At 64.4% G+C, this 18,144-nt stretch carries 13 protein-coding genes; 7 read left to right on the plus strand and 6 right to left on the minus strand.

Going from position 1 to position 18,144, the window contains the following annotated elements:
• Positions 1–30: 30 nt before the first annotated feature.
• From ftsZ to ACNSN4_RS04195, 3 genes are all read right to left on the minus strand, one after another.
• Positions 31–1,185, minus strand: a complete 1,155-nt coding sequence (gene ftsZ / locus ACNSN4_RS04185) for a cell division protein FtsZ (protein ID WP_418284527.1) — start codon at positions 1,183–1,185, stop codon at positions 31–33.
• Between the two features lie 123 nt (positions 1,186–1,308).
• Entirely contained in the window at positions 1,309–2,820 is a 1,512-nt protein-coding gene (locus tag ACNSN4_RS04190) for a D-aminoacyl-tRNA deacylase (protein WP_418284528.1), read from the minus strand.
• 59 nt (positions 2,821–2,879) lie between these two features.
• Complete coding sequence (locus ACNSN4_RS04195) at positions 2,880–3,830, minus strand: calcium/sodium antiporter (RefSeq protein ID WP_418284529.1); 951 nt, start codon at positions 3,828–3,830, stop codon at positions 2,880–2,882.
• 153 nt (positions 3,831–3,983) lie between these two features.
• Between ACNSN4_RS04195 and ACNSN4_RS04200 the strand changes: the two genes are divergently transcribed.
• A complete protein-coding gene (locus ACNSN4_RS04200) occupies positions 3,984–4,226 on the plus strand; it encodes an amphi-Trp domain-containing protein (RefSeq protein ID WP_418284530.1) in 243 nt (80 codons plus the stop codon).
• A gap of 42 nt (positions 4,227–4,268) precedes the next feature.
• Here ACNSN4_RS04200 and ACNSN4_RS04205 read toward each other — a convergent pair whose 3' ends face one another.
• The gene (locus ACNSN4_RS04205) at positions 4,269–4,463 is read right to left on the minus strand and encodes a DUF7333 family protein (RefSeq protein ID WP_418284531.1); all 195 of its coding nucleotides are present in this window, start codon (positions 4,461–4,463) and stop codon (positions 4,269–4,271) included.
• Positions 4,464–4,535: 72 nt separating this feature from the next.
• Complete coding sequence (locus tag ACNSN4_RS04210; protein WP_418284532.1) at positions 4,536–5,549, minus strand: PhzF family phenazine biosynthesis protein; 1,014 nt, start codon at positions 5,547–5,549, stop codon at positions 4,536–4,538.
• 133 nt (positions 5,550–5,682) lie between these two features.
• Between ACNSN4_RS04210 and ACNSN4_RS04215 the strand changes: the two genes are divergently transcribed.
• Positions 5,683–7,032, plus strand: coding sequence for an alkaline phosphatase family protein (locus ACNSN4_RS04215; RefSeq protein WP_418284533.1), 1,350 nt, complete (start codon positions 5,683–5,685; stop codon positions 7,030–7,032).
• 92 nt (positions 7,033–7,124) lie between these two features.
• Positions 7,125–7,703, plus strand: a complete 579-nt coding sequence (locus ACNSN4_RS04220; protein ID WP_418284534.1) for a DUF7097 family protein — start codon at positions 7,125–7,127, stop codon at positions 7,701–7,703.
• A 91-nt stretch (positions 7,704–7,794) separates the two neighbouring features.
• On the opposite strand, the gene ACNSN4_RS04225 is transcribed toward ACNSN4_RS04220, so the two are convergent.
• A complete protein-coding gene (locus ACNSN4_RS04225; RefSeq protein WP_418284977.1) occupies positions 7,795–8,535 on the minus strand; it encodes a hypothetical protein in 741 nt (246 codons plus the stop codon).
• A gap of 228 nt (positions 8,536–8,763) precedes the next feature.
• Between ACNSN4_RS04225 and ACNSN4_RS04230 the strand changes: the two genes are divergently transcribed.
• From ACNSN4_RS04230 to gltB, 4 genes are all read left to right on the plus strand, one after another.
• Positions 8,764–9,432 (plus strand): DUF6517 family protein, encoded by a 669-nt coding sequence (locus ACNSN4_RS04230; protein WP_418284535.1) that lies wholly within the window; start codon positions 8,764–8,766, stop codon positions 9,430–9,432.
• Between the two features lie 2,094 nt (positions 9,433–11,526).
• Positions 11,527–12,867: a PGF-CTERM sorting domain-containing protein gene (locus tag ACNSN4_RS04235; protein WP_418284536.1), complete on the plus strand. Its 1,341-nt coding sequence runs from the start codon at positions 11,527–11,529 to the stop codon at positions 12,865–12,867.
• Between the two features lie 58 nt (positions 12,868–12,925).
• Entirely contained in the window at positions 12,926–13,093 is a 168-nt protein-coding gene (locus ACNSN4_RS04240; RefSeq protein ID WP_418284537.1) for an HEWD family protein, read from the plus strand.
• Positions 13,094–13,406: 313 nt separating this feature from the next.
• Positions 13,407–18,122 carry a glutamate synthase large subunit gene (gene gltB / locus ACNSN4_RS04245; protein ID WP_418284538.1) on the plus strand — a complete coding sequence of 1,572 codons (4,716 nt, stop codon included), beginning with the start codon at positions 13,407–13,409 and terminating at the stop codon, positions 18,120–18,122.
• The last annotated feature ends 22 nt before the right edge of the window (positions 18,123–18,144 follow it).

An 18,144-nucleotide genomic window follows, 5' to 3' on the forward strand; every position in this document is an offset into this window, starting at 1 on the left:
CGCGAACCGGCCCCGTCTACAGCGGCCGCTTCACTCCACGTAGTCGATGTCTTCCATCTCCGCGGCAGTTCCCTCCGGCGGCTCGCCGTTACGGCCGTAGATCTGCGGGGACTCGACGCCGGTCACGACGATCATCGTCCGCATCTCGCCTTCGAGCTCCTCGTCGACGGAGGTCCCCCAGATGATCCGCGCGTCGGGATCGATCCGGTCGTAAATCTCTTCGACGACGCCTTCTGCCTCCTCGATTGACATGTCGGTCCCGCCGGTGACGTTCACGAGCGCGGAGTTCGCACTGGAGATGTCGACGTCGAGCAGCGGCGAGCGGAGCGCGCTCTTCACGGAGTCCTGCGCCTTCGAGTCGGAGTCGGACTCGCCGAGGCCGATCATCGCGACGCCGCCCTTCTCCATGACGGTGCGAACGTCTGCGAAGTCGAGGTTGACCAGCCCGGGCATCGTGATGAGCTCCGTGATTCCCTTCACCGAGCGCATGAGCACCTCGTCGGACACCTTGAACGCCTGCCGGACGGGGAGCTTTCCGACGGCGTCGAGAAGCCGGTCGTTGGGGACGACGATGACGGTGTCGCTCACGTCGCGAAGCCGTTCGAGCCCCGCCTCGGCGTTCGTCCGGCGGACTTCGCCCTCGGCTGTGAACGGGGTCGTGACGATGGCGATGGTGAGCGCGCCCGACTCGCGGGCGGCCTTGGCCACGACCGGCGCGGAGCCGGTTCCGGTCCCGCCGCCGAGCCCGGCCGTGACGAACACCATATCGGAGCCGTCGATCGCGTCCTGAATCTCCTCTTGGGACTCGATCGCGGCCTCCTCGCCGACCTGCGGCAGGGAGCCGGCGCCGCGACCCTGCGTCTTCTGCTGGCCCATGAGGATCTTCGTGTCCGCCTCGATGTTCACGAGGTGCTGAACGTCGGTGTTGGCCGCGACCAGCTTGGCGCCGTGGATCCCTTCCTGGGTCATCCGATCGACGGTGTTGCCGCCCGCTCCACCGCAGCCGACCACCGTGATGTTCGTCTGGAGGTCTTGTAGGACGTCCTGCAGCTCGTCGTCGGTCATCGTCCCGCTCTGTGGAGGGGCCCCGTCGTGGCCGTCTGCGGCGGCGTCGCCGGCCGACCCGGCGTCATCTGCCGGGGCTCCCTCGGCTTCGTCGATGGCGTCCTCTACGATAGAGTCCATTATATGGTGTGGTTGCGACCCGGACGTATTTATTTTTGCCCGATCGTCTGACGCCGGTCAGACATCCGCGACGGCCGTCAACGCGGGACGTATCGCGGGGTTCAGCGTGTGAATGCGGACGTATCACTCGCCGATACTATCATGGTCGCCGACGCGTTCCTCGCGGCCGTCTGAATCGATCGGGAACCGCTCCGCTCGCGTGCGAGAGACCGCTTCGGGCGCAACCGTCTCGCCACCCACCTCGACCGCGTCCCCGTCGGCGAGTCGGCCGAACGCCGGCCCCTCCGGGACGCCTCGCTCCGCGGCGAGCTCCGGGTCGAACGCCGTCTCCCTCGCCACGACGACCCCCTCGTCACTATCGACCTCGACCTCGTCGTATCCCCGCTCTAGTACGCTCGCGAGGTCAGCGACGAGGTCCCCGTATCCCGGCGCGCCGGTTTCGGTCGCGAACGCCGCGCGGCCCGCCGCCCGCGTCCCGGACTGCTCGGTCTGGAACGCCACCGCGTTCGCCTCCACGGCCGCGCGCGTCGCATCGGCGTCCACGCCCTGTGCCCGCGAGAGGAGCTCGACCGGGAGTTCTCCGATCCGGACCGGTTCCGCGTCCGTGTCGGCGGACGCGGACACCGGTCTCACCGCACCGAACCGGAGCCCCTCACCGACGGGTTCGAGCGTCTCCTCCAGTCGCTCGACCACCGCGAGCGGCCGATCGCCGACTTCCCGGACCCACGTCTCGCTGACGACCCGATGACCGAGGTCCTCGATCACGGCGGCGAGCTCGGGGCGACTGCCCTCGATCACGGCGAGGTCGGCCTCGCTCCGCGCGAACGCCTGCTCGATGATCGACTCGTTCGCCGCGGCCGCGCCCATCTCCCCGAGCGCCCAGTCCGCACCGACGTGGCCCACGGCCCACTCGGTCTCGCGGACGATCCGCGTGAACCGCGGGGCGTAGTGGCCGCCGCCGAACCCGACGACGTGACGGGGCTCCGTCCTCTCTTCGCTCCGGGGGGCGGTCCCCGTCCTCTCCTCGCTCCGGGGGACGGTCCCCGTCCTCTCCTCGCTTCGGAGGGCCGCCCCCGTCCCCCGAAGGTCCAACACGGCCCGGGCGACCGCGCGAGCCGCCTCGGCGTCGGTCCACTGCGGCTCGTCGGAGCCGAGTTCGACGAACAGCGACGGGACCGACACGTCGGTCGGCCCGTGGTGGGTGCACTCGATACCGACGTCGTACCCCTCGGGCGCGCGAGCCGACAGCGCCTCGACGACGCGTTTTTCCGCGCCGGGCGCGGCCCGTGCGAGCGTCCCCGGCTCGCCGCCGTACGGGGCCGGACCGAAGTTCCCGGTGACGTGCGCGGTCAGGAGTTGCCCGGTGTCGCCGGAGTGTCGAGAGACGAACGCGAGGACCTCGGGCGAGCCGTCGGCGTGCGGCGACTCGGCGAACGCGGCCGACGGGTCGTCGAGTTCGATGTGGAGGTCGTCGAACTCGCGCAGTTCGAAGCCGTCGGTCCGGTAGTACGTTCCACCCCCCTCGGCGTCGGATCGATTCGGGTCCTCGTGGGCCGTCCAGTCGCCGAGTTCGAGCAGCCGCTCGCCGATGTGTACGGAGGCGCTGTCGGCCCGGCTGACGACGATCGCTATCACGTCCGATCGGTCGGCGCGGGCGGCCGAATACCCGTCGGTTCGCTGCAGTCAGAGTGCCCTCACGGCAGTAACAAGTAGATAAACGCGACGTAGCCGGCGACGAGAACGCCGCCGTCGAGCCGCGAGAGCCGCTCGCCGCGGTACATCATCGCGACGAGGACGAGGGTGAACGCGACCAACGCGGGAAACTCGAAGCCGCGGACGCCGGGGCTCACGCTGATCGGAGTGATCACCGCGACGATGCCGATCACGCCGAGGACGTTGTAGATGTTCGAGCCGACGACGTTACCGATGCTGAAGCTCGCCTCGTCGCGGACGGCGGCGACGACGCTGGCCGCCAGCTCGGGCAGCGACGTCCCGAGCGCGAGCACGGTGAGCCCAATGAAGATGTCGGAGAAGCCGGCCGCGGCGAGCAGCGACTGCCCGCCGCCGATGAGCCAGCGCGAGCCGAGCACGAGCGCCACGAGCCCGCCGACCACGGCTCCGGCGTCACGAGCGCGCGCGTCCGGCATCTCGTCGCGTTCGGCGGCCGTGATCCCCGACTGTGTCCGTTGAATTCGACGCATGACGACGACGGTGAACGCGACGAGGACCCCGAGCAGGACGACCCCCTCGATCGGCCCGATCTGCCCGTCCCAACCGAGCCCGACGAGCAACAGCGCTGCGAGGAGCATGAACGGGACGTGTCGCTTGAGTACGGTCTCCGAGATGTCGAGCGGCCGGATCAGCGCGGAGAGGCCGAGCACGAGTCCGACGTTCGCGATGTTCGAGCCGACGATCGCGCCCAGTCCGATGTCCGTCGACACCGTGACGGCGCCCAAGAGGGCGACGAACAGCTCCGGCGCGGTCGTCGCGAACGCCACGACGGTGACTCCGACGGTTGACGCCTTTAACCCGATCGCGAGCGCGAGGTCGCTCGCGCCCCGTACGAGTAGCTCGGCGCCCGCGTACAGGAGGGCGGCGCCGCCGGCGAGCAGGAGGAGTTCGGTGAGCGGCGACCCGAGTAGCACACCCCGCGATTGAGAGCGACGGGTAAAAAGCATCGCCGTTTGACACCAACGAGGTCCGCGTTATCGGCGTTGAGTCACGTTGTCAAAGGACGAACTCTCGCCAGACAGGAACGCTCGACGGAGGATATCCCGATTAAAAACGTACTGACAGGTATGCCAGAAGAAGAGCTGTTCAAAACCGAGGAGCGGGAACCGAGATCGGCGATCGCGACGGCGTTACGTGACGCCGCGGATCAGATCGAATCGGGAACGGTCCAGTTAGCGAGCGGCGAACAAAAACGGACCGTGGCCGTTCCGGAAACGCCCCGATTCGAGGTCGAACTCGAACGACTCGCGGACTCGGAAACCGGGGAACAGCGGTACGAACTCGAGTACGAGATCAGGTGGACGAAGTAGGCGCTCGGTGTCCGTCTCCGGACGCTCTTTCGAGCCGTCGAATCAGACTTGACTCGCCCGGAACTCCCCGTGTTTCATCCCGAGGGCGAACGCGATAGCGCCGAAGACGAGCATCGACGGAACGACCATCATCAGCGTCGTCTGTAGCGTCATCATTCCACCGCCGATCAGCCCGCCAGCGCCGATCGCGACGAGCAACACGAGCAGTCCGGCCGCGACTGGGAGGTTGAACTCCATACCCCTGGTACGGTCCGATCGAACCTAAGGGTTCGGCCGACGGCAGCGTAGGCGGTCGGTTCGTGGCTGTCGTTACGCCTCGATGATCTCGTCGTCGCCATCGTCGTCCGGCACTCGTAGCTCGCCGTCGAGTGCGACCACGCCGCGCCCGCCGATCGCGACGGTGTCGTCTCCGTCCCCAGCGCCGTCACCGCCCCCGGCGTCGTTTCCGACTCGAACTCGGACGTATCCCGGGCGATCCACGAAGTGGCCCTGCTCGAACCGCAACTCGTCCGGGAGCTCGCCCTCGAACGCGTCGACGGCTCGGAGGTACCCGCCGACCGCGCCGCTCGCCGTCCCCGTCACCGGGTCCTCGGGGACGCCGTACGCCGGGGCGAACGCCCGGCCGTGCAGGGTCGACTCCGCGTCGAGCGTGTCGAAGGTGAACGCGTAGATCCCGGCGACGTCGAGCGCAGCGGAGATCTCGCGGACTGCGGCGGCATCGGGGTCCGCCTCGCCGAGCCGTTCGAGGAAGTTCACGGGGACGACGAGCCACGGGAGCCCGGTCGAGGCGACGGCGACGGGGAGGTCGGCCCCGACGTCGCGCAAGGCGGCGGGGTCGATCCCGAGGGCGTCGCCGAGTCGGTCGGCGTCGACGCGGTCGCCTTGGTCGTCCGCGTCGCCATCGGTGTCGTCTCCCGCGGCTCCCGCGGCTTCCGTATCGTCGATCACGTCGACCGTCGGCGGGTTCTGGCGCATCCAGACGGTTCCGTCGTCCCCGACCGTGATCCGCAGGTCGCCGACGTTCGTTCGGAGAGTCCGTTCGCCGCTGTCGATCGCGCCCTCCGCGTACAGGGCGGCGTAGCTCGCGATCGTGGCGTGGCCGCAGAGGTCGACCTCGTCGGTCGGGGTGAAGTACCGAACACGCTCGTCAGCGCCGTCACCGGCCTCGGTGAGGAACGCGGTCTCGGAGGCACCGAGCTCCGCGGCGATCCGTCCCATCAGGTCGTCGCTCAGTCTCGCGGCGTCAGGCAGAACGCCGGCGACGTTGCCAGCGAGCGGCTCGTCCGTGAACGCGTCGACGAGAAGGGTCCGTCGCGTTTCCATGTGCGTCCCTCTCCGCCCGTCCTCAAAAGCGTCCCGAGGGACCGTCGCAATCGTCGGCGGGTGCGCTCTTGGCCCCTTCCGATCCGGATGGTCCGATGTCAACTCTTTTGACCTCCACGACGGATGTAGCCCTATGGGCCTCTTCGACCGGCTGCGAGGGAACGACACCCCCCGGGTGGCGTTCATCGGGATCGACGGTCTTCCCCACAGTCTCGTCGCCGACAATCCGGACACGTTTCCGACGCTGTCCGCGATCGCCGGCGAGGGCGACGGCGGACGAATAGACAGTATCATCCCACCCGAATCGAGCGCGTGCTGGCCGGTGGTCACGAGCGGCGTCAACCCCGGCGAAACCGGGGTTTTCGGGTTCCAAGACCGAGAGATCGGCTCCTACGACACGTACGTTCCGATGGGGCGGGACGTTCAGGCGAAACGCGTGTGGGACCGCGCCACTAAGGCGGGACTCGACGCGACGGTGATGAACGTCCCCGTCACCTTCCCGCCGCAGCGGTCCATCCAGCGGATGGTCTCCGGCTACCTCTCGCCCGACGTCGACAAGGCGGCGCATCCGGAAGAACTCCGCCAGTACCTCACCGAGAGCAACTACATCCTCTCGGTCAACGCCAAGCTCGGCCACAAAGCCGACAAGACGGAGTTCATCTCGCACGCCCGGAAAACCCTCGACGCCCGCGCAGCCGCGTTCTCCCGGTACGTCAAGCGGGACGACTGGGACCTGTTCGTGGGCGTCTTTACCGCCCCCGACCGGATCAATCACTTCCTGTGGCGCGACTACGAGGAGAAGGGGACGTACCACGAGGATTTCCTCGAGTTCTACGCCGCGCTCGACGAACACATCGCCGCGATCCGGCGCGCGCTCCCGGACGACGTGCGTCTAGTCGTCGGATCGACGCACGGGTTCACGCGCCACCGCTACGACGTCTACTGTAACGAGTGGCTCGAACAGGAGGGCTGGCTCTCGTACGAGGACGGCGACGACCACGGCGCGTTGGCCGACATCGACGACGACACTCGGGCGTACTCGCTCGTTCCCGGTCGGTTCTATCTCAACATGGAGGGCCGCGAGCCCGACGGCACGGTCCCCGAATCGGAGTACGAATCCGTTCGTTCCGAGCTGCAATCCGCCCTCAAATCGTGGGAAGGGCCGAACGGAAAACCGGTCGCGAAACGCGTGGTCGAGCGCGAAACGGTGTTCCGCGGTGACCACGACGAGATCGCTCCGGACCTCGTCGTCGTCCCGAACAACGGGTTCGACCTCAAATCCGGCTTCCGCCCTCACGACGCGGTTTTCGACTCGAACGGTCCTCGAACGGGGATGCATACCTTCGAAAACGCGGCGCTGTTCGTCGACCACCCCGACGCGAACATCGAAGACGCCGACCTCCTCGATGTCGCGCCCACGCTTCTCCGCCTCCTCGACGTCGACTACGGTCGGACCGAATTCGACGGCGCCAGTCTCATCTAGATCCTCTTGCGGGCGTACTCCCATCAGATTCTCTTCGGCCGCCAGTTTGACTCCGTGAACGGGTTGAAGTGTGCCCCCTCCCTTGGATCGATATGGAACACACGCCGGACGGGACTCCCGTCGGCGTCGACGACCCCTACGGCGTCGCCGGGATCTGTGACCACCTCACCGACGACGGCCGCTGCCGATTCGCCCTGACGCGCTCGGGCGACGATCCCGACTTCGCCGCCGACCGCCGCGCCGACGGATACGCCTGTCACGTCGGCGCCGACGAGCGATGGCGAGCGTGTCCGCATTACCGCTCGACGACCGACGGTCGCGAGTGCGTCAGGTGCGGGCTCGGAGAGGTTCGGATCGCGCACGACGGCAGTCGACCGCTCGTTGAGGAACACCACCTTTCGTACGGCACACCGAATCGGGAGAAGGGACCCGAAAACGGCTTGGCCGTCGACTCAGACGACTCTGACTCCGGGGACGGGGACGGTCCCCACGAGATCACGGTCGCACTGTGTCGCTGGTGTCACTCGAAGGTCCACAACTCGTTCGCGCGGATCGACGACGACGCGAGTCCCGACCCCGCTGCCATCGCGGAGCGGGAGTCGCGACGGAGTACAGAACAGACAGAGTCCGCCTTCAAAACGGCAAGCGAGCGGTACGCAGACGAGCGGTAGTCGCAGACGAGCGGTAGTCACAGACGAGCGGTGGTCGTCGTCGATCGACGATCCCCGTCAACTGGTCCATCGGTGCCCGTCGACCACTGACTCACGCGTTTGGCTTCGGACGAATGAGGTCCGCCAGCGAGACGAGGATGCCGAGGAACCAGCCGAGCGGAACCGAAATCCCGATCCACATCAGGAGGTATCCGAGTCCGGCGAGCCCCCACTGTTCGCCGAACGTCTCCAGGTCGAACGCGCCGCGGAGCGTCTCGTTGACGCCGCCGACAGCGAGGAACGTGTCGAGGATCCACCGCGCCAGTTCGTAGCTCGGTGGGAGAATCACGTCGCCGACGGCCGGGGTGAGTATCGCAGCGACAACAGGGGGCAGGAAGATGGCCGTCATCGCGAACGGATACGCGAGGAGGACGCTGACGAAGCGCCCGCCGACCTTCGAAAATCCGGCGGCGAGACCGGCGGACGCGATGGCGACGACGCTGGCGAGCCCGATCCCGAGCATGACGTCCGTCGGGAGTTGGAGGTGTGCGACAACGGTCAGCGAGCCCCACACCACGGTCGCCACCAGCACCGCGCCGACGACGCCGAAGCGGGTGACCGCGGAGTCGAGCTTCGAGGCGTAGTACCGCGTGGCGAACCCGACGAGAAGGAGGGGGTACGCCACCGCGACGAGCGGTGCGCCGAGAATCGCCCAGAGGTAGTATCCGACTTTTTGAATCCCCGTCTCGGGCTTCCACTTGCCTAACACCGCGCTCGGATCGAGCTGTCTGGGGAACACCACCTCCATCCACGTCTCGTGGAGCCGAACCACGTCAAGGAGGAGCGCTTCCACCAGCCCAATTTGTCCTCGGCGTTCCATTTGGCACACGTCGCGGGCGACGTGACGTGAACTTTGTGCCTTCGCTCGGTAGATGTATCAAATACATAATGACTCATCCGGGAGAGAGGTGAGTGTGCGGTTCAACGCGCAGATAGGCAGTTGACCTCCGTACCTCGCGATTATCAGAGATGATCTTTCAGCCCGACACGTTTAACACGACAAGCTGGCGTACCCACACCCATGCATAGACGTGAACTGATCGCGGCGGTCGCCGCATCGACGTCCGTCGCCGTCGCTGGCTGCGCTGGCGGTGAAGACGGGAACTACGAGTTCGACGCGGCGCCGGCGCGGATCCCGGCCGAGGAGGCCTCGGAGGCCGGGTACGAGGGCGAGGAGCCCGAACCGTTCACACTCGAACAGGAGTTCGATGTCGCGGGCGTAAACGCGCGGGTGTCAGCGACGACGTGGGCCGCGGGGTACGAGAACTCGGACAACGGGTCCGCGCTGTTCGTGGCGAGTACGCCGGACGCTTCCGTGGGCGGTCAGTCGGTCAATCCGCTCGTTCGCGCGAACGACGCCGAGCTGATCCGGCGGCTGTTAGAGCAGGTCGACGGTCAAGGGGTGGGCGGCGACGGGACGGAGATCGAAGCCGACGACATCGAGTCCCGCGGCTCAGAGACTCGGACCATCCTCGGCGAGGAGGTCGAGGTGTCGATCCTCGAAACGACGATCGATGCGGACGTCGAGGGCGGGGACGGTTCGAGCGGTGAGACAGAGGACGTGCCCGTTCTCCTGTACCTCGCGACGGTTCAGCACCGCGACGATGTCGTTGTGCTCGTCGGCGTCCACCCGGTTGCGGTCGACGCGGGCGACCAGCTCATGTCTCTCATGCAACAGGTCGAGCACTGAGCTGAATTGGACTGAACTGAAACAGCTCTTCCCACCGAGATGCTCGTTTTTTGACGCTGTTTCACGGTGGTTTTCGATAGTCTGTTGGTACGTAGGATGTCCTCGGTCGTTTGAGGATGTTTCCGGTTCGCGAAGCTTCTGCGTTCGCAACTCCTTTATGACAGATCGGCACAGTTGAAGTATCCCGTAACACGAGACTCCGGCGAGGTCGTGGGGTTTTGACGTGCGATCACGGTGTCGCCGATCCGACAGCAGCAGCTCTCGTAGTTGCGGTTGCCCATGATGTACTGTAAGGCTCAGAGTCGTAGTCGGTTGGTGGCCGCTCTTCTACTTGGTATCATTCTTTTCTCTATTTTTTGTGTTGGTACTGGCTTAGTCTCCGCTGAAACGGAGTCTAATATTATTTTAAATAATACCGGCGAGTCTAATGGAATTTCACCCGGCGATAGGGAACATAATATATCGAATATCCAGATATCTCGTGACTTAGAAAAATCAGAAACCAATGGTAGTCTTTCGTTGTTTATTGATTTTTCTGAACTAGAAAATAATACCGTTGATTATTCTAATGTAGATCTGAAGAACATTCGGATATCAAATGGAGAATTAATAAACATATCACGAGATAGTAGTACAGATCATACTGTTCTACATTTGAAGTTGGAACAGTATAACTCAAATGAGGAACTTAACATTCACAACATAAGATTCGATAATATCAATACTAGCTCTGCAGAGGCACCATCTACGTCTCAATATAACCTTGCTGCTGTAAATTCTAGTGAGAATATTACTTTTGCTGATTTGACTGCCCAAAATAGAACTGCAGCATCGAAACCATTCAAAATAGCTGGAGCAACAATTGAGGTTCCAGATCAGGCAACAGGATCAAGTCAGCTAGAATCTGATGAACTGACTAAACCTAGCGTTACCGTTAGAAATGTCACATCTAACGTGAATACAACACTTGTAATTACGCAAGCAACAGGAGATCAGATGATTATCGGATATGATTCATACTTAATAGAACCACCTCGGGAAGCTACCTTATCTACTCGGTTTCTAGGGGGCAAAATACAGGCATACTTGGCGCCGACAGCGCGTATCAATGATGAAAATCTGACTGTAGGTGAGCCTGCGCCTCAATCGTTATATGATTCAGCTATTGCCTCTGACAACGCCCACATCTTAAAAGGGAATATTGATTTTGAAAATACAAAATATAACTCAAGTGTATCAGATAATATCACTATCGCTAACGCTGAACTTCAGGATTTAGAGAATGATGACACACCATTCGTAATTTCATTACATCCACTTACGAGTTCTGGGGACATTCTTCTTAACACATCGATAGGACACTCAAAAGTCTTATCTGGCAATAATAACGACCTAAACATATTTCTCACAAACAGTTCAGAATATCAAGTAAAACTGTGGCATAGTAATAGATTTGCAGTTACTATGCGTTTGGCTAAGAATCAAACAAAGGGAGACTATGTAAAATTGAATTCCAGTTCAGTCCTTCCAAATTCTGATTTAAATAACCAACTGGTCAGAAATGGGGTTTCTGATCAAGCCTATATTACAATTAGAACTGGAACAGGCTCGAATATATCTAGCACAGACTACGAGATCTACAACTCGACAACTATTGAAGAGCGAATCTACGCAGGAAATCCACTAATATATAATGCCAGTAACACTGATTCTGAAAAAATTGAAATCCATCATATCAAAGAGAATAACACTATTATCTCCGGTGTAGGAGACCCTATTTCCGACACTAGCCATATCATTTTTAACACCTCTGAAATGTCTAGCGGAACTTACGTTCTCTCAGATGGTTCTTCACAAATTTCTCCTAAATTCCGCATTATTGGCGATACTGAACAACAAGTGAATCTCAGCCTCAAGGATCCCACACCGACGACCGGTACTGAATTTGATACTTTTGTCCACCACAATATTAGAAATACCAATATCTCACTCACAAACACCGCAAACGAATCAATAGCCGCATCGGCTGAGCTTACAACCACAAGCGATGGCAGCATCCCAATTTCTCTCAACACGTATGCGGCCGGAGACCCGTTGCTCGCCGACGACTTCGTCACGGTCGGGGCGAACGCGACGGTTGAGTCGGTCGACGTGTCGACGCCGAACGGAACGCTACCACCGGGTGAGTACACCCTTGCTGCCCGCTCGGAGCACGGCTCCGTCACAACGAGCGCGAACGAGACGATCACCCTCAAACAGCGCGCAACCCGCAACGTGACGGCGTACACAACGACCGCCCTCGATCCCGACGAACCGGGGACCGCCGCCGACCTCAGGGGCGCGATCGCGAACGATACCCTCTCGGCCTCGGAGACGGTGACAGATGACGACACGGTCGTGTACGCGGTCGATGCCTCCGGACTCTCCGGAGCGCCAGCGGCCCGCAACACAACGCTCGACACCGGCAGCGACATTGACGATTTCGACGGGCTTTCTTTTGGCGTCCGCGCGAACAACACGACACTCGCGACCGAGACGCTCTCGACGAGCGACGATGACGACCCGATCGGCGCGGTTCCGACGGACGCGACCGCTCGCGTCGACGAGGACGGGTTCTACCTCGTCGCCGCCGGTGACGACGCACTCGCGACCGACGACCCGCCAGCCGACGGAACGGAGTTCACGGCCACCTTCCGCGTCGACGACGATCGGCTCCGGGCCGCCGCCGCACCCGACGACGACCACGTGGTCACCACGACCGTGACCTACGCGGTTGACCGAGACTCGGCGGACGACAGCGAAGCTCTCGCGGACGACGGGAACGCAACCGGTGGGGACACCGACGACGGCGGGACTGACGGAGGCGGTGACGAGACGAGTGAGACGGCCGAGAGCGGTGGAGTCGAGAGTGACGGCGCGACCGACGAGACCGGCGGAGCCGCGAGCAGCGATGGGGATGGCGGAAGCGGTACCGATGGAAGCGATGGCGGCTCCCAGCCGGGACGCGGCTCGCTCGGCACTGATGACACACCGGCGGGGCAGGAGCCAGAGGACACTGACAGCCGCACCAGCGGTGAACTGCCGACTGACGCCGCCCCGTCCGGCACAGCGACCGGTGCGCGTGCCGTCGCCGACCTCCGCGTCGCGTATCGAGATCATCCGAACGCCGTGGCCGACGCGTCTGCGACTGCCCCTCGTCCCACGGTGCGTGGCAACGATGCCGGGGAGACCGTCAACGAGAGGGCCCCGGTGGACGCGGATTCGACTCCGACCGACGGTTCGGCTGGTCGAGAGACTCCGTACGCGGAACCCGATTCTCCCGGCTACGATAACGCACCCATCCGCTCGACCGCGTACGACGTCCCGGGCTTCGGCCCAGTCGTGACGCTGGTGGCGTTGGTGAGCACGGCCCTGCTCGCGACGCGACGCCCCTGAGCACCGAGGCTCGTTAGCTGGCGATATTCTTTTGCTGGACCGACGCATTCGGGGAGACATGAGCGCCACGATCAATCCGCCACAGGAGCGGACGTGCGAGCTGTGCGGCCGCGCGGAGCGGTGGGACGCCGAGGACACCGGTTGGCGTATTGTAGACGACCCGGGAAACGTCTACTGTATCCACGAGTGGGACATCAACGGGACGTACATGCCGATAGAGGACTGACAGTCGGGGAGTGACATTTTATCTGCCTTGTTCTGACTGTTGACTGGTTGATTCCCGTTCGAAATCACATATATCATATTACGGTAGTGTAGAGGATGTTCAACTGGTATCCCGAATTTCATCGCGGTGTGCGGGACCGATCGATAGAGAATTAAACTTCTTTCTCGAATACGAGTTATATTTGTTCGCGCGTTCATATTGATGCGGGGTATTCACCCCTGATGAATAATTACCTTATATTCCCTAATGTGTGTACGATTGTTCCTACCCGTATCAGGGTCATATCTATAAGTGGGTACTCAAAGTGCGTAGTATGACCAAGCCACGTAGTGACACCCGCGGGGTAGGGGAGGCAGACCTCGCGGGCCACAGTGGGGGGCTGGCAGCGGTGACCGACGAGCGATCGAACTGCGGTATCGGCGGAATCGTCGATCTCGACGGCGACCCGACGCACGACACCGTCGCCGACGCGGTCAGTTTACTGGTGAACCTCGAACATCGGGGAACGACGGGGGCCGAACAGGACACCGGCGACGGGGCGGGTATCATGGTCGCGCGGCCGGACGAGTTCTTCCGCGACGTCGTCGACGCGGACCTCCCCGAGGAGTACGCGGTCGGCTCCCTGTTCATGCCGACCGAGCCGAGCGTCCAGGCGGAGATCCACGACGTCATCGCCGAGGTGTTCTCGGTGTACGGGCTGGAGGTGCTCACGTGGCGCTCCGTGCCGACGGACAACGACGACCTCGGCGCGACCGCGCTCGATTCGGAACCGGAGGTCGCACAGCTGTTCGCCGCGCCCGTCGAGGGCGCTGGCCTCGCCGAGCGGTTCACCACCGAAGAGACTCGGCCGGACGACGTCGACCCGGACGTGCTCGGCTTCGATCGCGCGCTGTACGCCGCCCGACGAGAGATCGAGAACGCCGTCGCCGACGTCGACGGTGCCGGCCGGTTCTACGTCTGCTCGCTCGACCGCCAGCGCGTCGTTTATAAAGGGCTGCTGAAGGGCTCACAGCTCGCCGGCTACTACCCGGACCTCGACGACGAGCGGTTCGCGAGTCACGTCGCGTTGGTCCACGCGCGGTTCTCGACGAACACGCTCGGCGCGTGGCACCTCGCGCACCCGTACCGCAACATCGTCCACAACGGCGAGTTCAACACGATCCGCGGGAACGTCAACTGGATGCGCGCCCGCGAGAACGACCTCGACCACCCGGCGTTCGGCGCGGAGCTCGACACGATCAAGCCGGTGATCGACGACCCGAACCAGTCCGACACCGCGAGCGTCGACAACGCGGTCGAACTCCTCCTGCAGGCCGGTCGCGACCTCCCACACACGCTGCGAATGCTGATCCCCGAGGCGTTCCGCGACGACGACCTCATGGACGCCGCCCGCACCGACTTCTACGACTACCACGCCTCGCTCGTCGAGCCGTGGGACGGTCCCGCGCTCGTGATCGGTTTCGACGGCGACCGCGTCGCCGGCGTCCTCGACCGAAACGGGCTCCGACCCTGCCGGTACGAGGTGACCGAAGACAACCGGCTCGTCGTCGGCAGCGAGGTCGGTGCGCTCCCGACCGATCCTGCGGAAGTGACCCGCCGCGGTCGACTCCAGCCCGGAGAGATCTTCGTCGCGGACCCCGAACAGGGCCGCATCGTCCCCGACGACGAGGTGTTCGACGAACTCACGGACGAGAAGTACGGCGAATGGGTCGCCGACGGGCAGGTCGATCTCGACGACGTCGTCGAGGAAGACGAACTCGCGGCGGGGATCGATTCGATCGAGAGCGACTCGGGGGTCGAGAGCGACTCGGCGACCGGGGGTGACCCGGCGGCCGGGGAGGGCTCCGATGACGACCCCGTGGAGCCGACGGTCCGCGCCCATCAGGCCGCGTTCGGATACACGACCGACTCGCTGAACCACCTCGTCGAGCCGATGGCGAGAGACGGGAAGGACCCGGTCGGCTCGATGGGCGACGACACGCCGCTCTCCGTGCTCGCGGACGTCGACCGCCCGCTGTTCACGTACTTCAAGCAGCTGTTCGCGCAGGTGTCGAACCCGCCGATCGACTACATCCGCGAGGAGCTCGTCACCTCGCTGGAGACCCGGATCGGGAACCAGCGCAACCTGCTCGACGAGACGCCGGAACACGCCGAACAGCTCGTCTCCGACTCGCCGGTGCTCACCGACGCCGAAACGGCGGCGCTGAAAGAACTCGACGGCTCGCCGGTCGACGGCGGTCCGTCCTTCTCGGCCGAGACGGTCGACGTGACGTACGGTCGCGACGGGTCGATCGCCGACGCCGTCGAGCGGATCCGGTCCGACGCCGCGGCGGCGATCGAGACCGGCGCAGACGTGCTCGTGCTCTCCGACCGCGCGATCGGTCCGGACCGGCTCGCGGTGCCGAGCCTGCTCGCGACGGGCGCGGTCCACCATCACCTCGTCCGGAACGGACTGCGAAACCGCGCGGGGCTCGTCGTCGAGTCCGGCGAGCCGCACGAGGTGCACCACCTCGCGACACTCGTCGGCTACGGCGCCGACGCGGTCGACCCCTACCTCGCGTACGCCTCCATCGCGGACGTGGTCGCCGGGCCCGACGGCGCCGACGAGAGCGAGGCGCTCGCGGCGTACCGCCACGCGCTGGAGGACGGGCTCCTCAAGACGATGGCGAAGATGGGGATCTCGACGATGGAGTCGTACCAGGGCGCGCAGATCTTCGAGGCCGTCGGACTGAACTCGCGGTTCGTCTCCGAGTACTTCGAGGGGACGGAGATCCGCACCGAGGGGATCGGCGCCGAACAGATCGAGGACGACCTCCGGACCCGTCACGCGATGGCGTTCGGCGCCGACCCCGAACTGGAGACGATCGGCGAGTACGAGCACCGCTCGTCGGGCGTGAAACACGGCTGGAACCCCCAGACCGTCGGGACGCTCCAGCAGGCGGTACGCGGCGGCGACTACGAGCAGTACCGCGAGTTCGCGGAGCTCGTGAACGACCAGTCCGAGGAGCTGCAGTCGCTGCGCGGCCTCCTCGAGTTCGACTCCGACCGCGACCCGGTTCCCGTCGACGAGGTCGAGTCGGTCGAGTCGATCGTGACGCGCTTCTCGACGGCCGCGATGAGCCTCGGAAGCCTCTCGCCGGAGGCCCACGAGAACAACTCCATCGCGATGAACCGACTCGGCGCGAAGTCGAACACCGGCGAGGGCGGCGAGCCGCCGGAGCGGTTCAACACCGAGAAGGAGTGCAACGTCAAGCAGGTCGCGTCCGGCCGCTTCGGCGTCACGTCGGAGTACCTGGCGAACGCGGAGGAGCTGCAGATCAAGATGGCGCAGGGTTCGAAGCCGGGCGAGGGCGGTCACCTCCCCGGGAAGAAAGTCAACGAGATGATCGCGCACGTCCGGTGTTCCACCCCCGGCGTCGGGCTCATCTCGCCGCCGCCGCAACACGACATCTACTCCATCGAGGACCTCAAGCAGCTCATCTTCGACCTGAAAGCCGCGAGCCCGGAGGCGGACGTCAACGTGAAACTCGTCTCCGAGGCCGGAATCGGCACCATCGCAGCCGGTGTCGCGAAGGCCAACGCCGACGTCGTCCACGTCTCCGGTCACGACGGCGGCACCGGGGCCTCACCGAAGACCTCGATCAAGAACGCGGGGCTCCCGTGGGAGCTCGGGCTCGCGGAGACGAACCAGATGCTCCGCGCGACCGGCCTGCGCGACCGCATCCGAGTCACCGCCGACGGCGGGCTCAAGACCGGCCGAGACGTCGCCGTCGCCGCCGCGCTCGGCGCCGAGGAGTACGTGTTCGGCACCGCGTCGCTCGTCACCTCCGGCTGCGTGATGGCCCGACAGTGTCACGAGAACACGTGTCCGGTGGGCGTCGCGACCCAACGCGAGGACCTCCGAAATCGGTTCCCCGGACAGCCGGACCACGTCATCAACTACATGACGTTCATCGCGCAGGAGCTGCGCGAGACCATGGCCGAGCTCGGCTACACCGAACTCGAGGAGTTCATCGGCCGTCCCGAGCTGCTCTCTCAGCGCGAGACGGACCACGAGAAGGCCAAACACCTCGACCTGTCGGCCGTCATCGCCGAGCCCGCGGGCGACGCGCGAACGAAGACCCGCGAGCAGGCGCATCCCGGCATCGACGAGCTGCTCGACTGGGACCTCATCGAGGAAGCGACCCCGGCCATCGAGGACGGCGCGCCCGTCGCGCTCACCCGCGACATCGACAACGTCGACCGCGCGGTCGGCGCCACCCTCTCGAACCGCGTCGTCTCCGCGCACGGCGGCGACGGACTGCCGGACGACACCGTCACCTGCCGGTTCGACGGCTACGCCGGGCAGAGCTTCGGCGCGTTCCTCGCGCCGGGGATCACCATGGAACTGTCCGGTGCCGCCAACGACTACGTCGGTAAGGGTCTCTCCGGCGGCCGGATCGTGATCGACACGCCCGACAAGGCCGGGTACGACCCCGCCGAGAACGTGGTCGCCGGAAACGTCTGTCTGTACGGCGCGACGAGCGGCGAGGTGTACGTCAACGGGGTCGCAGGCGAGCGGTTCGGCGTCCGCAACTCCGGCGTGAAAGCGGTCGTCGAAGGCGTCGGCGACCACGGCTGCGAGTACATGACCGGCGGCGTCGTCGCCGTGCTCGGCGACACGGGTCGCAACTTCGCGGCCGGGATGTCCGGCGGCGTCGCGTACGTGTACGACCCTGACGACCGGCTCGCCGCCCGCGTGAACCGCGGGATGGTGTCGCTATCGGAGACGCTCGACGAATCGGACGAGGAGATGCTTCGGCGCCTCGTCGAGAACCACCGCGCGTACACCGACAGCGAGCGCGCGGCCGAGCTGCTCGACGACTGGCAGGCGGTGCTCGACGACTTCGTCCGCGTCTTCCCCGACGCCTACGCCGATGTCATCGCCGAGGGCAAGGGCGCGGACGTCCGCGACGAGCCCCCGGCGGCGGCCGAGACGGTCCCCGGCTCCGTGGCCGACGCGACCGGACAGGTGTCGTCCGACGACTGATTCGGACGGCGAGGCTCGACTT

This window comes from Halorubrum marinum (genome assembly GCF_048381195.1).
Classification (GTDB): Archaea; Halobacteriota; Halobacteria; order Halobacteriales; family Haloferacaceae; genus Halorubrum.

What these genes read in the sequence shown, in the direction of transcription:
- ACNSN4_RS04200 (WP_418284530.1), top strand. Translation starts at nt 3,984, where the DNA reads ATGCCAGAAGAAGAGCTGTTCAAAACCGAGGAGCGGGAACCGAGATCG.
- ACNSN4_RS04220 (WP_418284534.1), top strand. Translation starts at nt 7,125, where the DNA reads ATGGAACACACGCCGGACGGGACTCCCGTCGGCGTCGACGACCCCTAC.
- gltB (WP_418284538.1), top strand. Translation starts at nt 13,407, where the DNA reads ATGACCAAGCCACGTAGTGACACCCGCGGGGTAGGGGAGGCAGACCTC.
- ACNSN4_RS04215 (WP_418284533.1), top strand. Translation starts at nt 5,683, where the DNA reads ATGGGCCTCTTCGACCGGCTGCGAGGGAACGACACCCCCCGGGTGGCG.
- ACNSN4_RS04240 (WP_418284537.1), top strand. Translation starts at nt 12,926, where the DNA reads ATGAGCGCCACGATCAATCCGCCACAGGAGCGGACGTGCGAGCTGTGC.
- ACNSN4_RS04205 (WP_418284531.1), bottom strand. Translation starts at nt 4,463, where the DNA reads ATGGAGTTCAACCTCCCAGTCGCGGCCGGACTGCTCGTGTTGCTCGTC.
- ACNSN4_RS04210 (WP_418284532.1), bottom strand. Translation starts at nt 5,549, where the DNA reads ATGGAAACGCGACGGACCCTTCTCGTCGACGCGTTCACGGACGAGCCG.
- ftsZ (WP_418284527.1), bottom strand. Translation starts at nt 1,185, where the DNA reads ATGGACTCTATCGTAGAGGACGCCATCGACGAAGCCGAGGGAGCCCCG.
- ACNSN4_RS04230 (WP_418284535.1), top strand. Translation starts at nt 8,764, where the DNA reads ATGCATAGACGTGAACTGATCGCGGCGGTCGCCGCATCGACGTCCGTC.